This window comes from Nocardia sp. NPDC050713 (assembly GCF_040654315.1).
Lineage (GTDB): Bacteria > Actinomycetota > Actinomycetes > Mycobacteriales > Mycobacteriaceae > Nocardia.
Genome location: NZ_JBFAHS010000003.1, coordinates 91,152 through 105,285, shown reverse-complemented (window position 1 = coordinate 105,285; position 14,134 = coordinate 91,152). Strand labels below are relative to the sequence as shown.

At 68.9% G+C, this 14,134-nt stretch carries 11 protein-coding genes; 4 read left to right on the top strand and 7 right to left on the bottom strand.

Features of this window, described 5'->3' with window-relative positions; translation table 11 throughout:
- The first annotated feature begins 238 nt into the window (after window positions 1-238).
- Window positions 239-742 (top strand): hypothetical protein, encoded by a 504-nt coding sequence (locus AB0H49_RS06965; protein ID WP_357248182.1) that lies wholly within the window; start codon window positions 239-241, stop codon window positions 740-742.
- Between the two features lie 317 nt (window positions 743-1,059).
- On the opposite strand, the gene aspS is transcribed toward AB0H49_RS06965, so the two are convergent.
- Window positions 1,060-2,859 (bottom strand): aspartate--tRNA ligase, encoded by a 1,800-nt coding sequence (gene aspS, locus AB0H49_RS06960; RefSeq protein ID WP_354999875.1) that lies wholly within the window; start codon window positions 2,857-2,859, stop codon window positions 1,060-1,062.
- 162 nt (window positions 2,860-3,021) lie between these two features.
- Here aspS and AB0H49_RS06955 point away from each other — a divergent pair, with 162 nt between their 5' ends.
- From AB0H49_RS06955 to AB0H49_RS06945, 3 genes are all read left to right on the top strand, one after another.
- Window positions 3,022-3,945, top strand: coding sequence for a neutral zinc metallopeptidase (locus AB0H49_RS06955; protein WP_354999733.1), 924 nt, complete (start codon window positions 3,022-3,024; stop codon window positions 3,943-3,945).
- Window positions 3,946-4,468: 523 nt separating this feature from the next.
- Window positions 4,469-5,236: a methanethiol S-methyltransferase gene (gene mddA, locus AB0H49_RS06950; RefSeq protein ID WP_354999732.1), complete on the top strand. Its 768-nt coding sequence runs from the start codon at window positions 4,469-4,471 to the stop codon at window positions 5,234-5,236.
- A 204-nt stretch (window positions 5,237-5,440) separates the two neighbouring features.
- A complete protein-coding gene (locus AB0H49_RS06945) occupies window positions 5,441-6,040 on the top strand; it encodes a hypothetical protein (protein WP_357248179.1) in 600 nt (199 codons plus the stop codon).
- Window positions 6,041-6,287: 247 nt separating this feature from the next.
- Here the strand turns inward: AB0H49_RS06945 and AB0H49_RS06940 are convergent, their stop codons facing one another.
- Genes AB0H49_RS06940 through AB0H49_RS06915 form a run of 6 tightly spaced genes read right to left on the bottom strand, consistent with a single transcriptional unit; the run spans window position 6,288 to window position 13,889 of the window.
- On the bottom strand, window positions 6,288-7,778 hold the full coding sequence (locus AB0H49_RS06940; RefSeq protein WP_357248176.1) for an NAD(P)/FAD-dependent oxidoreductase: 1,491 nt from the start codon (window positions 7,776-7,778) through the stop codon (window positions 6,288-6,290).
- Window positions 7,775-9,175 (bottom strand): cytochrome P450, encoded by a 1,401-nt coding sequence (locus AB0H49_RS06935; protein WP_357248173.1) that lies wholly within the window; start codon window positions 9,173-9,175, stop codon window positions 7,775-7,777. Before AB0H49_RS06935 ends, AB0H49_RS06940 begins: the two co-directional genes overlap by 4 nt.
- Window positions 9,176-9,199: 24 nt before the next feature.
- The gene (locus AB0H49_RS06930; RefSeq protein ID WP_357248170.1) at window positions 9,200-10,228 is read right to left on the bottom strand and encodes an NAD-dependent epimerase/dehydratase family protein; all 1,029 of its coding nucleotides are present in this window, start codon (window positions 10,226-10,228) and stop codon (window positions 9,200-9,202) included.
- Window positions 10,225-11,940: a fatty acid CoA ligase family protein gene (locus AB0H49_RS06925; protein WP_357248167.1), complete on the bottom strand. Its 1,716-nt coding sequence runs from the start codon at window positions 11,938-11,940 to the stop codon at window positions 10,225-10,227. The genes AB0H49_RS06930 and AB0H49_RS06925 overlap by 4 nt, the downstream gene beginning before the upstream one ends.
- Complete coding sequence (locus AB0H49_RS06920; RefSeq protein ID WP_357248164.1) at window positions 11,937-12,845, bottom strand: hypothetical protein; 909 nt, start codon at window positions 12,843-12,845, stop codon at window positions 11,937-11,939. The genes AB0H49_RS06925 and AB0H49_RS06920 overlap by 4 nt, the downstream gene beginning before the upstream one ends.
- Window positions 12,846-12,851: 6 nt before the next feature.
- Window positions 12,852-13,889 (bottom strand): 3-oxoacyl-[acyl-carrier-protein] synthase III C-terminal domain-containing protein, encoded by a 1,038-nt coding sequence (locus AB0H49_RS06915; protein ID WP_354999725.1) that lies wholly within the window; start codon window positions 13,887-13,889, stop codon window positions 12,852-12,854.
- Window positions 13,890-14,134 lie beyond the last annotated feature (245 nt).

Sequence of the window (14,134 nt, the reverse complement as noted above, 5' to 3'; positions counted from 1 at the left end):
GCACGAATACGGGGCGCAACAGGAATACGCGGCGCAGCAACCGGGTACGATGCCGCCCGGCGCGACGCCCGCGGGAGCGGTACCGGGACAACCTATCTACGGTTATCAGGTAGGAACGCCGACCGGTCTCGACGTCGGCCACGCGATCAGTTATGGGCTGGAAAAGTTCCGAACGAATCCCGCTCCATGGCTAGGAATTACGGCGCTGGGTGTCGTCATCTATTTGATATTCGTGTTGATGGTCCAGACATTCGAACCGAACTCGCTGCTGCCGCTGATGTTGCTCTTCCTCGCGGTGATGGCGGCGCTGTGGTTGTTGCAGGCCGCGATGGTGCGCGGAGCGCTGTACGAAACCGACGGCGCCAAACCTGTTTTCGGTTCGTACTTCAAGTTCGTCAACGCGGGAAACGTCTTGCTGACCGCCCTGCTCGCGTTCCTCGGCACGTGGATCGGTCTGGCGCTGTGCGTATTACCCGGACTGGTCGCCGGTGTGCTGTGCATGTTCGCGCTGCACTTCGTCGTCGACCAGGATCTCGGCCCGTTCGACGCGATCAAGTCCAGCGCCACCCTGGTGGTCAACAACGCTTGGAAGGTGTTTCTGCTCGCCCTGTCCGTCGCGATGATCACCTTCCTCGGCCTGCTGCTGTGCGGCATCGGACTCCTCGTCGCGGGTCCCGTCTCGATCCTCGCGGTGACCTACTCCTACCGCACCCTCACCGGCGGACGCATCGCCCCGGTCTGACCAGAACCGAGCCGAGACCGCCAGCTGGCCGGTTCACAAAATAAAGCTTCCGTTCCACACACCTTCCGTACGCCTCACAAAGCCGGCGACTCTGTGAGGCGTACTGCGCATGTGCGGCAGCCAACGATTCCCTTGGGCCCGCACAGCACCGAGAGGCGGCGACGGCACGTCCTTGCCGGGCGCGGCGGGAAGCGGCTCCTGGCTGGTGGGGCCTGGGGGCGCCGAGAACAGGCAAACCCCTCGACGCGAACGCGCCGTCCGCTCGGAGGCGACAGGCGACTCCGTGCGGACGGCGCGTCGGACGGCCGTGGCTCGGCCTACGGCTCGGTGACCTCGAGCTTGATCTCGACCTTTTCCTGCTCCGGCTTGACGTCCAGCCCCGCCTCCTTGCGCTGCTGCGCGGTGATCGGCGCGGGCGCGTCGGTCAGCGGGTCGACGCCGCCGCCGGTCTTCGGGAAGGCGATGACCTCGCGGATGGAGTCCAGGCCGGCCAGCAGGGCGGTGATGCGGTCCCAGCCGAAGGCGATGCCGCCGTGCGGCGGAGCGCCGTAGGCGAAGGCGTCGAGCAGGAAGCCGAACTTCTCCTGCGCCTCGTCGTGGCTGATGCCCATCACCTTGAACACCCGCTCCTGGACGTCGCGGCGGTGGATACGGATCGAGCCGCCGCCGATCTCGTTGCCGTTGCAGACGATGTCGTAGGCGTAGGCGAGCGCCGAGTCGGGGTCGGTGTCGAAGGTGTCCAGCGACTCCGGCTTCGGCGAGGTGAACGCGTGGTGCACCGCGGTCCAGGCCGAATGGCCAAGCGCCACATCGCCACTCGCGGTCGCGTCGGCGGTGGACTCGAACAGCGGCGCGTCCACGATCCACACGAACGACCAGGCGTTCTCGTCGATCAGTCCGACCTTGCGCGCGATCTCGCCGCGCGCGGCGCCGAGCAGCGCGCGCTGGGCCTTCGCCGAGCCCGCGGCGAAGAAGACGCAGTCGCCGGGGACCGCGCCCACGTGCTTGGCCAGCCCTTCGCGTTCGGCGTCGCTGAGGTTCTTGGCGACCGGGCCGCCGAGCGTGCCGTCCTCGTTCACCAGCACGTAGGCCAGACCCTTGGCTCCGCGCTGCTTGGCCCACTCCTGCCAGGCGTCGAGCTGACGCCGCGGCTGGTTCGCGCCACCCGGCATCACGACCGCGCCGACGTAAGGCGCCTGGAACACCCGGAACGGCGTGTCCTTGAAGTACTCGGTGCACTCGGTGATCTCGACGCCGAAACGCAGGTCCGGCTTGTCGGAGCCGAAGCGGCGCATGGCCTCGGCGTAGGTCATATGCGGGATCGGGGTCGGGATCTCGTGGCCGATGAGCTTCCACAGCGCGACCAGGATCTCCTCGGCCAGCAGGATCACGTCCTCCTGGCGCACGAAGCTCATCTCGATGTCGAGCTGGGTGAACTCGGGCTGACGGTCGGCGCGGAAGTCCTCGTCGCGGTAGCAGCGCGCGATCTGGTAGTAGCGCTCGATACCGCCGACCATGAGCAGCTGCTTGAACAGCTGCGGGCTCTGCGGCAGCGCGTAGAAGTTGCCCGGCTGCAGCCGCGCGGGCACCAGGAAGTCGCGGGCGCCCTCGGGGGTGGAGCGGGTCATCGTCGGCGTCTCGACCTCGATGAACTCGTGGTGCGCCAGCACCGCGCGAGCCGCGGCGTTGACCTTCGAGCGCAGCCGGATGGCGTGCCCGGGCCCTTCGCGGCGCAGGTCGAGGTAGCGGTACTTGAGGCGCGCCTCGTCACCGGGCTGCTCGTCGAGCTGGAAGGGCAGCGGGGCGCTCTCGTTGAGCACCTCCAGCTTGCTCACGTTCACCTCGATCTGGCCGGTCGGCAGCTCGGGGTTCTCGTTGCCGTCCGGGCGCTGCTCGACGACGCCGGTGATCAGCACGCAGTACTCGGCGCGCAGCCGGTGCGCCTGCTCGGCGGCCTCGCCTTCGCGGAACACCACCTGCGCCACACCCGACGCATCGCGCAGATCGATGAAGATCACGCCACCGTGGTCGCGCCGCCGGGCCACCCATCCGGTGAGGGTGACGGTCTGACCGGCATGCTCGCTTCGCAGCGAACCAGCCAAGTGGGTGCGCAGCACGGGATTCCTTTCGACGACTCCGGCACCGGCGGGGTGTCGCCGGATGCGGTTGCCATCGTAGTTAGACACGTTCGTCAAGGGGAAACCGATATCCGCGCGGCCGTGTCAAGCTGTAGCCAGCAGGTCGCCCGCCAACCGTACGAAACGCCACTAAGGACGATCATGACGTTCAACGAAGGGCTGCAGATCGACCCGGACCGAGCCTCTTCCGGCGGACCGGGCATGGGCGGCAAACTCGCGCTCGGCGGCGGCGCGGGCGGTCTGATCCTGCTGGTCATCACGCTACTGCTCGGCGGCGACCCCGGCTCGGTCCTCGGCCAGTTCACCGGCGCCGAGAGCACCCAGCAATCACAGCCGGGCACGGCGGGCACGCCCGAGCACTGCAAGACCGGCGCGGACGCCAACAAGTACGTCGACTGCCGGGTCGTGCTCACCGCGCAGAGCTTGGACGCCGTCTGGGCGGCCGAACTGCCCAAGCAGACGGGCAGGCAGTATGTCGAGCCCGAGCTCGTGCTGTTCTCCGGCGCGGTAGCCACCGGTTGCGGCAACGCCACCAGCGAGGTCGGCCCCTTCTACTGCCCCGCCGACCAGACCGCCTACTTCGACGTCCGCTTCTTCCAGGAGCTGACCGACCGCTTCGGCTCCAGCGGCGGCCCGCTCGCCCAGGAGTACGTCGTCGCACACGAGGTCGGCCACCACATCCAGAACCAGCTCGGCAACATCGGCCGCGCACAGCGCGACCCGCGCGGACCCGAGTCCGCGGCGGTGCGCACCGAACTGCAGGCCGACTGCTACGCGGGTATCTGGGCGTACTACGCGGACAAGACGCCCGCGCCCGGCGGCACTCAGCCGTTCCTGCGGAGGTTGTCCGACAACGACATCAACGACGCCCTCTCGGCCGCCTCCGCGGTCGGCGACGACCGTATCCAGCGCTCCGCGCAGGGCCGGGTCAATCCGGAGGCGTGGACGCACGGATCGTCCGAACAGCGGCAGAAGTGGTTCCTGACTGGCTACCGCACCGGTCTGGTGCGGGCCTGCGACACCTACTCCGCGCCCGACCTCGACAACCCGCCCGAGCTGCGCTGAGCCGCGCGTCACGACCGGGCCCGCCGATCGCACCGGCTGATCAGGGCGAATGCCGCGCGAGCGGGTTGTCCGCGCGCCCGCCCACCATCTACCGTGAACTGGTGATCAGCTGCGGCGACCGGCAGCGCGACTTCACGCACCACAGCTACGGTGAGCCCGCCCGAAGGCGAGCGCCGTATCCGATCGGACGGCGATTCCACGATCGCCTGCCCGCGGTGAACGCGTGGTCGCATCGAGCGCATCCCAGAACGGTCACCCGGTCGCGTCTCGGCAACGCCGCCGAGTTCGGTGCGGGTTCGCACGCGACCAGGAACACGCCGAGCCTCGCGGGCGCCCGAACCCCGCACGCGCGGACGGAGGCGTCGCCGCGTCGCCCGCACACAGCTTCCGGAGCGCGCCGACGTGCGGCCGTCGCGTCGCGCTCCCTCCGGGAGATCGCGCCGTTCCACCGACCGACCCGAACGGTGACCCTCCCCTCGGTGCTTCCGGACGCGGTGCGTCACGGACCACTTCGAAGGACCTGATGATGCGTTATCTCGCATTCGGTTACGGCGTCGTGAGCTACCTGGCGTTTCTCGCCGCATTCCTCTACGCGATCGGTTTCGTCGGCAATTTCTGGGTTCCCCGCAGCGTCGACGCGGGAGTGCAGGCTTCGATCGGTGAGGCCATCGTGGTCAACGCGCTCCTGCTCGGCGTGTTCGCCGTCCAGCACAGCGTGATGGCGCGTCCGGCGTTCAAACGCCGGTGGACGCGGGTGGTGCCCGCCTCGATCGAGCGCAGTACCTACGTGCTGCTGGCCAGTCTGGCGCTGTTCCTGCTCTATTGGCAGTGGCGGACGATGCCCGCCGTCGTCTGGGATGTCGAGGCCACCGCGGGCCGCGTCGTGTTGTGGACGCTGTTCTGGATCGGCTGGGCGACCGTGCTGCTCTCGACGTTCATGATCAACCACTTCGACCTGTTCGGGCTGCGTCAGGTTTATTTCGTCTGGCGTGGCGAGCCCTACCGCGACCTGCCGTTTCGCACCAGCCTCTTCTATCGCGTGATCCGGCATCCGCTCATGCTCGGCTTCCTCGTCGCGTTCTGGGCGACGCCGACCATGACGGCCGGTCACCTGTTCTTCGCCGCCGCGACGACCGGCTACATCCTGATCGCCCTGCAAATCGAGGAACACGATCTGGTGGCGGTGTTCGGCGAGCGCTATCGCGACTATCAGCATCGCGTGCCGATGTTGCTGCCGTGGCCGCGGCACCACGACACCCCTGCGCCGACCGCCCAGCATCGCCCTGCCTAGGACCACTACCGCGTCACGCCACCACCGCATCGACCTGCGGCATCGTCGGTTCGACTCGTCGCGGCCGGACGGCACTCACCATAGGCCCGCATCGATGCCGCATGGGCGCTACGCTCATCGGCGTCCGAAGCCGCTGCGCCGGAGCGAGTCCGCCCTCGCCGTCCGGTTGAGGCGATCACCCGACGCTGCCGAAATGGGATGTTCATGCGGAGAACGTTGTCGATCCTGGTTGTCCTCGCGATGTTGTTCGCGACCGGTTCGATCGTCGCCGCGGCCGATCCGGCCACGCCGAAGGTCCCCGCCGCGCCCGCACCGGAAACGAATCCGCCTGTGCCCGCGGCTCATCCGCCCGTTCTCGTTCCCGCGCCGGTGCCCGCCAGGTCGGCCGTCGCGCTGCTCACCCTCACGACGATGCCGGGCGGCTGGCAGGAACGGATCGATCTGCGTCCGCTGCTCGAGGTCTACGCCGACGGCCGCGCCGTCCGTCAACCGGATGCCATCGCGCCCGAACGGAATCCGAGCACTCCCCCGCGCCAGGTCGACGGCGCGGTCCGGCGCGAGGTGATCGACGCGGCCTTGGCCGAGCTCACGGCGCTGTCGACGGTCGACCTCGGCATGCCCGCGTCGGGCGACGGCGGCAGTCAGATCATCGACGTGATGCCCGAACCACCGGGCCAGAACCTCCACCTGATCGTGTACGGGCCCGACTCGACCGACGGCCTGACCGCCGAGCAGCAGAACGCGCGCAAGCGCTTTTCCGACGTCTACCGCAGCCTGCTCGACGCTTTCGTCGCCGACCGCTGACAGTCGATCGCCGACCGCTGATCATCGACGGCTGAAGGCTGACCGCCGACTACTGACCACTGCCAGCTGACACCGACCACTGTCGGCTGACCACCGTTGGCTGAACTCTGACCACTGTCGACAGATCACTGACGGCCGGTAGCTGACGCCTCACGGCACACGGCACACGGCACACGGCACACGGCACACGGCACACGAGAGAATCGAGGCCGCCCTCCCGACTACGCTCCGCGCGGTCGAAAACGGTTCAGGGCGTGCTGGATTCGACGGCCCGCTGGCGGCGGTCCCAGTCCTCGGGACGAATGTGGCGGCGGTCGCGGCGAACGCTGCGGGTGCTCCCCGGCCAGGTGAGGGTGTTGGTACCGGTGGGCGTGACAAAGTAGCTGGTGCAGCCACCGATGGTCCAGACGCGGTCGGCGAGAACGCGGCGACAGTGGGCCACGAAGCGGTGTTGAGCGACGTCGGTCGGGGTGTAGCGGGTGACAGCGCGCTCGCGCATGTGGGCGATGGTGCGCGCGATGAGGCGCGTGGTGGGTTCGATGGCCTGGAACTGAGAGGTGTGCGGCAGCGCGGTATTGGGACCGGTGACGCAGAACAGGTTCGGCAGACCGGCGAAGGCGATGCCGCGATAGGCGGCGAACCCGTTGCGCTCGTAGCTTTCTCGCAGCGAGAAGGTGGGCGTCCCGAAGTCGGGGAAGCGCGGGATCGAGTCCTGGACGTGATAGCCGGTGGCCCACACGATCGCGTCCACCTCGTGGACGACACCGTCGGCGGTGCGCACGCCGGACGGAGTGAGGTCGACGATCTTCTCCGTCACGAGGTCTACGTCGTCACGCGCGAAGGCCGCGTAGTACTCGTCGGAAACCATCGGCCGCTTGCACCCGAACCGGTAGTCGGGCCGCAACTTCTCCCGCGTGCGCGGATCGGGCACCTGGTTACGCAGCGCGCGCAAGCAGACCTGTTCGAAGACCGGCAGCAAGCGGGGATGGAACTCCGCCAGGTGCACCAGCTCGAGCAACGAGAACACCATGCCGCGCAACGCGAGTCGCGCGGGCGGGAACTTGCGCAGCACCGTCCGCACCGGTCCGGCGATCGCACGATCCCCACGTGGCAGCACCCACGCCGGACTGCGCTGGAACGACACCACGTGCGCACCGGCGCGTGCCAGCGCGGGCACGATCTGCACGGCGCTCGCGCCCGAGCCGACGACGGCGATCCGCTTCCCTTCCGGTCGGAACCCGGGATCCCAAGAGCCGGAGTGCATCTGAACGCCCTGGAACTGTTCCCGGCCGGGAACATCGGGGACGAACGGCACGTGCAGCGAGAAGTACCCCATGACGACGGCGCGCGCGCTGATCACGCGCCCGTCGGCCAACCGCACCCGCCACCGGTGCTCGGTCTCGTCGAATTCGGCACCGACGACCTCGCTGTTCAGCCGCACGTGGGGTCGTAGATCGAAGGCGTCGACCACGGATTCGGTGTAGGCGCGCAGCTCGGGTTGGGTCGCGAACAGCCGCGACCAGTCGCCGGGAAAGAAGGAGTACGAGTACAGCACCGACGGCACGTCGACGGCGCATCCCGGATACACGTTGTCGCGCCACGTGCCGCCGACCGACTCCGCGCGTTCGAGAATCACGAAATCGTCTATACCGCAACGCTTCAGATTGATCGCGACGCCGAGCCCGCTGAAACCGGAGCCGATCACCACGACTTCACAGCGTTCGGTGACCTCGCTCATCGCCCACCCTCCTGACCAGCGCCGTTCGTCTCACGACGGGCTTCGACCCGCATCGGCAGGCTCTCCGGATGGACCAGCGCGCCGATGACGGTCTCGCGCGCCGTGAATCCGGGCTCCAGCCGCAGCCGCCAGCGCCCGCACAAGGTGGCGATCTGCAATGCCACCTGGGTCAGCGCGAATATGTTGCCGGGGCACTGCCGCGCGCCCATGCCGAACGGGATGTGCGCGCCGCGCGACATCCCTGCCGTCGCCTCGGGCAGCCAGCGGTCGGGGTCGAACCGGTCGGGGTCGGCGTGCACTCGCGGGTCGCGGTGCACCGCGATCGGGCAGACGAACAGCATCGCCCCCTCGGGCAGCTGGTACCCGCCGAGTTCGTAGTCGGCGGGCACGTGCCGCACGGTGAGCCAGGGCGAGTAGCGGCGCAGCGTTTCCAGCACGAGCCGCTTGGTCAGATCCAGCCGGGGCAGGTCGGCGAGTTCGGCGGGTCGTCCGCCGAGCACCTCGTCGAGTTCAGCGTGCAGGGCGCGCTCGATCTCCGGATTGCGCGCCAGTTCGTAGAGCAGCCACGTGGCGGTCATGCCGATGGCCTCGGTGCCGCCGACGAGGAAGTTCACCAGTTCGTCGTGCACGTGCTTGTCGGTCAGCGGCGCGCCGTCGTCGTCGCGGGCCCGGATCAGCGTGTCCAGCAGGTCGCCGTGGTCGAGTGCCGGGTCGGCGGCCAGGTCGGCGCGGTAGGCCGCGATGATGTCGGCGGTGGCGTCCTTCAGTTCTTCGACCAGCGCGAGGAAGCGGCGGTTACCTCGGGTGGGCAGCCGGTCCAGCCACGCGGGCCGGGTGACGCGGCGCGCGAGCAGCGTCATGACCTCGGGCAACAGCCGGTGCACGCGCCGCGCGGTGATCTCGCCGAGTTCACCGGAGAACAGCGCGCCCGCCACGGTGCGCAGCGCGAGGTCGTGCATCTCCTCGTTCACCACGAGCGTCGCGCCGTCGCGCCACTGGTCGGCCCGTGCCCGCCCCATCGCCGTCATCACGGTGGCGTACTGGGCGATTCGCGCCTTGGCGAACGCGGGTGCGATGAGCCTGCGCGAACGCCGGTGTGTCGCACCGGAGACGACGGTGACGCCGTCCCCGAGCAGCAGTTCGGCGCGTTCGATCATCGAGCCCTGATCCGACAGACCGGTGAATGCCTCCCTGATCAGCTCCGGTTCGGTGACGACATACGTTTCGTAGCCGGGGATTCCGATACGGACCACCGGTCCGTGGGCCGACAGTGTGGACAGGAACCGGTGCGGTGTGCGGCCGAAGCGGTGCCAGTGCCCAAGGAACGGCAGCGCGCCGGGCGCGGTGGGCACCGCGGACTCGATGCCCGCGCGGCGTCCCCGCAGCAGAGATGTCACGAGACCAACCTCCTCGTAATCCGTTCAGCCGCGGGCAAGCACGGCGTCGACGCCGCCGACCGAGCGCACCCACTCGACGTAGCGCGCCAGGCCCGCGTCGCGGGAGACGGTCGGGTTGTAGTCGAAATCCTTACGGGCGGCGGAGGTGTCGTAGGTGCTGGAGACGGTCAGCGCCGCCGTGGTCCAGCTCGACAGCGGCGGCGCCCACCGCTCCTTGACGGCGGGTATCCGCCAAATGGTGTCGAAGACGGCGATCGCCGCATCCAACACCGGTCCGGGCACGGTGCGGGTCGGCGGGGTCAGGTCGAGCGCGACGGCCAGGTCGCGGACGAACTCCCACAGGTCGATGTCCTCGGGATCGGCCAGGAAGTAGGCGTTTCCGGCGACCGCCGGGGAACGGGCGGCTTGCAGACAGGCGGCCGCCGCGTGCTCGCAGTAGGTGATGGACGCCATGACCCGACGTCCACCCGAAAGGTCCGGCAGCCGACCGCTTTTCAGCTTGCGCAGCAGCAGGCTCATCCATCCGGCCGAACGCGGGCCCCAGATCATCCTCGGCCGCAGCGCGCAGGTCGTGAAGCCGGGCGAGTCGGCCGCGAGCACGTACTGCTCGGCCACCACCTTTGTTGCGACGTAGAGGCTTTTGGGCGCGTCGACATAGGGTTCGGACTCATCGATGCCGAAGCGGTCGGTCTCGTAGGAGGTGGCCACCGACGGGCTGCTGACGTAGACGAACCGCGAAACGCCCGCATCGCGAGCGGCAGCGATCAGGTTGCGGGTGCCCTCGACGTTCGCGCGCCAGAACTGATCCCGCGCACCGACTTCCGAAACGAGTCCCGCGCTGTGGTAGACGACGTCCACGTCGTGGCAGGCCGCCCGCAGCGAGTCCGGATCGCCGAGATCGCCGACGGCGTTGTCGAGACCCGGCACGCCCGACAGGTAACCGAGGTCGCTGCCCGCGCGGACCAGCGCCCGCACCTCGTCGCCCGCGCCGGTGGCGGCGTCGACGACGTGGCTGCCGAGAAATCCGGTCGCGCCGGTGACGAGAACCTTCATCGGTCCGTTCCTTTCGTTCGCGGGAAGCCGAGCCGATCCGCGGCCCACCGCGCCAGCCGCTCCCGCCCGATCTTCGCGTTGTGCCGGATGTCGACGGGAAACTCGCTGTGCGGCAGAAAGGTTCGGATGCGCCTTGTCTCCGCCCTGTGCTGCGCGAGGGTCCACAGTTCGCGCCGCACCCGGGTGAGTTCGGCGGGCGAGAGATCCACGGCGGGCTCGAAGCACAGCACCGGGATCTGTTCACCCGGCGCGCCGACGCCGACCAGCGCGGTCCTGGCGACTTCCGGGTGCGTGTTGAAAATCTGCTCGCACCGGACGGTGTACAGGTCACCGTCGGCGGTCCGCACGCGCTGGGAGAGCCGCCCGCAGAACCACAGGCGGCCCGATTCGTCCACACGTGCCAGGTCACCCGTGCGGTGCCAGCGCCGGATACCACCGTCGGCCAGCCGCTCGTCGATCTTGTGCCGCACGTCGGCGGCGGCATTGCGGTGGTAGGCGCGGCTGACCTGCGGTCCGCTCGCGACGATCTCGCCGATCCGCCCGGCGGGCAGGACGAGGTCCTCGCTCCAGTCGGCGATGGGCTCGTCGGTGACGCCGATGATCCGGACCCGGGTCCCGCCGCTGCTCTCCGGCAGTGGGCGGCCGACGCACACGCCCGCGCCCTCGGCGGTGGCGGCGCGCGTTCGGTCCAGCTCGGACCATTCCAAGGTGGTCAGCGGCAGCGCCTCGGTCGCGCCGTAGGTGGTGAAGATCCGCGCGTCGTCGCCGAGCGCGGACCGGATGCGTTCCAGCGCAATCAGATTCGCCGGAGCGCCCATGGAGATGACCCGCGCGATGTCGGGCAGGCTCTCGCCGGTCTCGGCGAAATGCTCACCGAGCCTGGCCAGCAGGGCGGGCGAGGCCGTGAGGTCGGTGGCGCCGAAGGACCTCGCCACGTCGGTGAGCAGCGCGGGATTCACCTTCGACACGCGCACCGGGTCGACCGGACCGAGCACGACGTGCGCACCTTGCAGCAGATCGAACAGCCCGAACAGGGGAACCGAGGTGAGCGAGACGAAACCAGTTGGGCGGCCGTGCAGTTCGGCGACAACATCGAGGGCCGCGCCGAATCCCGACCTGGTGAACTCGACGCCCTTGGCCGGACCGGTGCTTCCGGTGGTGAACGCGATCATGAACAGGTCGTCCGGATCATGTTCGGCCGCCGGCGTTTCCGGCTCGGCGCGCAGATCGTCCAGGCTGTGGCCGCCCCAGAACGACCGACCCGCCGTGACGTGCACCCGAATCGAGCCGAACGTGCGCCGTGCGGCCAGCCGCACCGCGTGCGCTTCGGGGATCCCGATGAACGCCTCCGCGCCGACGCTGCGGAAGCAGTGCAGCATGCGGCGCACACCCATGCCGGGATCCACCACCACGGGCACCGCGCCGACCCGGAACAGCGCGAACAGCACCGCGAACAGGTCAGGATCGGGGCGCACGAGCACGATGACCTTGACGCCCTTGGTGATTCTGATCCGCGCGAAGCCCGCCGCGTAGGAGCGGACCCGCCGCCCCAGCTCGGCGTAGGTCATGGTCGCGAACCGCAGGTCGGCGCCGCGATCGGCCCTCGCCGCGTCCGCGCGGGTCGGGTAGCTGATGGCGGGCGCGTCGGCCCGTTCCGCGATCCGGTGCTCGAGCAGGATGCTCGGGTCCGCGTATCCGGTCGCGCGCGTCACCCGGCACCGCCGACGGGCACCCGGTAGCCGACACAGCCCGCCGTCGGCCCCGATCCGCCCGCGACGAGCAGCAACTGGTCGCCCTCGCGCACTGCACCGGAACGGATCAGCTGGTGGTAGGCGATGATGAGACCGGAGCTTCCGGCGTTCCGCGACCCGGTATCGGCCTGGTGGTGGCGCGCGAAGCCGAAGTCGGCCGCCAGCGTCGCCGCGAAGCCCGGCGCGGGGTTGTTGGTGACAAGCACTGTCGAATCCCTCGCGGTATCAGCGTGATTCGCGAGGTAGTTCCGCACCGCCGTGCGCGCCACGTCGGTGACCCGCTCGGCGAAATCGTCGGCGACGTCGACGGTGATCGTGCGCGCGCCGTCGCGGCCCATCGCCTTCAAGTCGAGATAGCCCGCGACGCCGGGATGCGCGCCCTCCGGCCGCGGGGCGGGCTGCAAGTGCACCGCGCCGAGCCCGGTCGCGTCATCGATGCCCTTCGTCACCAGAAAAGCACCGCCCACGGTGGCATAGGGGAAGTCGGCCGCGTCCGCCCGCCCGCCGGGATGGGCGTCGCTGCCGACGATGAGGACGTGCTCGGCGGTGCCATTGACCAGCAACGCGTTCGCGGCCTGGAGCGCGTTCAGCACGCCGCAGGCGCCGTTGCGCAGGTCGAGGGAGAAACCGGGCCGGGAGGACCCGGATTCGTAGTCGAGGTGCATGCCGAGCTCGCGCTGGATCAGCGCGGCGTTGGACGGCTCCACGATGTTGGCGTCCCGGTACACGCCGACGTTCACCAGCACGTCCACGTCCGCCGCCGACAGCCCCGCCCCGGCGAGGCACTCCCGCGCCGCCGCGACCGCGTGGCCGATCGAGCCGAGCGCCGGATCCACGCTCACCGCCGAATTCCGCAGAATGGTCACCACGATCTACTTCACCAACTCACCGATGGTCGCCGACAACACCCCGAACACCATTCCCGACGCGGTCGGCACGAAACAGATCTTCGAACCCGCCGGAATCAGGCCGCGCGACAGGTAGTCGTGCAGCACCAGGAAATGTGTGCTCGCTCCGGTATTTCCGTACTTTTCGACGCACGCGAGCCGCGGCGGCATGGGCGCGCCGTGGATCTTGCTGCCCGACTCCGCCAGTTTCTCCGTGAACCCGACGCCGAGCTGATGGAAGACGATGTAGTCGAAATTCTCCTCGGCGAACGTCGAGCCTTTCTTGGCGAGCACGTCGCGATGGAATTTCGCCCAGGTCTCGCGCCGCGGCGCGGCCTGCATGGTGAGGTTGTCGGTCAGCATGATCATGTTCTCGGTGCTGTCGCTGGGTTTCGCGATGCACAGGCCGGAGTATTCCGCGCAGGTGATCATGTCGATGGAGTGGACGGCCTCGGCCTCGTCGACGGCGCGGTCGAGCACCACCGCGACGGCCGCGTCGGCCAGCGTCAGCGCCGCGAACTGCGGGTCGCGCGCGTCCACCGCCTCGGCCAGCGCACCCTCGGTGACCGGCGAGATGACCTCCGGGGTCACCACCATCCCGGTCCGGACGGCGCCAGCGCGAATCAAGTTGTCCAGCAGGTAGATACCAGTCATGGTGCCGCCGCACGCATTGGCGACGTCGTAGCCGGTGGCGTTGACCGCGCCGATGCGCCGGGCGATCTCCCCCGCCGCGGACGGCTCGAACACCATCCGGAATCCGTCGTGCACGGTGGTGCCGCCGCAGATGATCACATCCAGGTCCGCGGGGTCGTATCCCGAGTCCGCCAGGCAGTCGAGCGCCGCGGCGACACCCAAGGTCAGGGTGTCCTCCTCGGTGCGGTCGACCATATGCCGGTGTGCGATGCCGGTAATGCGTTCGACATCGAACTCGCCGCCGCTCGACATGCGGTCGAGCACTTCGTTCGTGGTGAATTCTCCGGCGGGGAGAGCGGCCCCGAGCGCGCGTATTCGAGAGCGATTCATACGAGATTTCCTCCGATGGCCGCGGCTCCCATGGGAAATGGAGCGGCACGGCGCTGATAAAGCAAGGGGGCCAAAGAAACCCGGCTCGACCGGATGATTTCGACACTACGACCAGACCGCGACAGCAGTCCACTCGGCGCCACCGGTCAGTGAGGGGGATCACCAATCGATGTGTGCGCCTTGCTACTTCGTGACAAAAGCACGGCGCGAACATCGTCTCCCGCGATGAATTCTCGTCTCCGATT

Coding starts and splice junctions, on each gene's coding strand:
- AB0H49_RS06930 (WP_357248170.1), bottom strand. CDS start 10,228: ATGAAGGTTCTCGTCACCGGCGCGACCGGATTTCTCGGCAGCCACGTC.
- AB0H49_RS06915 (WP_354999725.1), bottom strand. CDS start 13,889: ATGAATCGCTCTCGAATACGCGCGCTCGGGGCCGCTCTCCCCGCCGGA.
- AB0H49_RS06955 (WP_354999733.1), top strand. CDS start 3,022: ATGACGTTCAACGAAGGGCTGCAGATCGACCCGGACCGAGCCTCTTCC.
- AB0H49_RS06940 (WP_357248176.1), bottom strand. CDS start 7,778: ATGAGCGAGGTCACCGAACGCTGTGAAGTCGTGGTGATCGGCTCCGGT.
- mddA (WP_354999732.1), top strand. CDS start 4,469: ATGATGCGTTATCTCGCATTCGGTTACGGCGTCGTGAGCTACCTGGCG.
- AB0H49_RS06965 (WP_357248182.1), top strand. CDS start 239: ATGGTCCAGACATTCGAACCGAACTCGCTGCTGCCGCTGATGTTGCTC.
- AB0H49_RS06945 (WP_357248179.1), top strand. CDS start 5,441: ATGCGGAGAACGTTGTCGATCCTGGTTGTCCTCGCGATGTTGTTCGCG.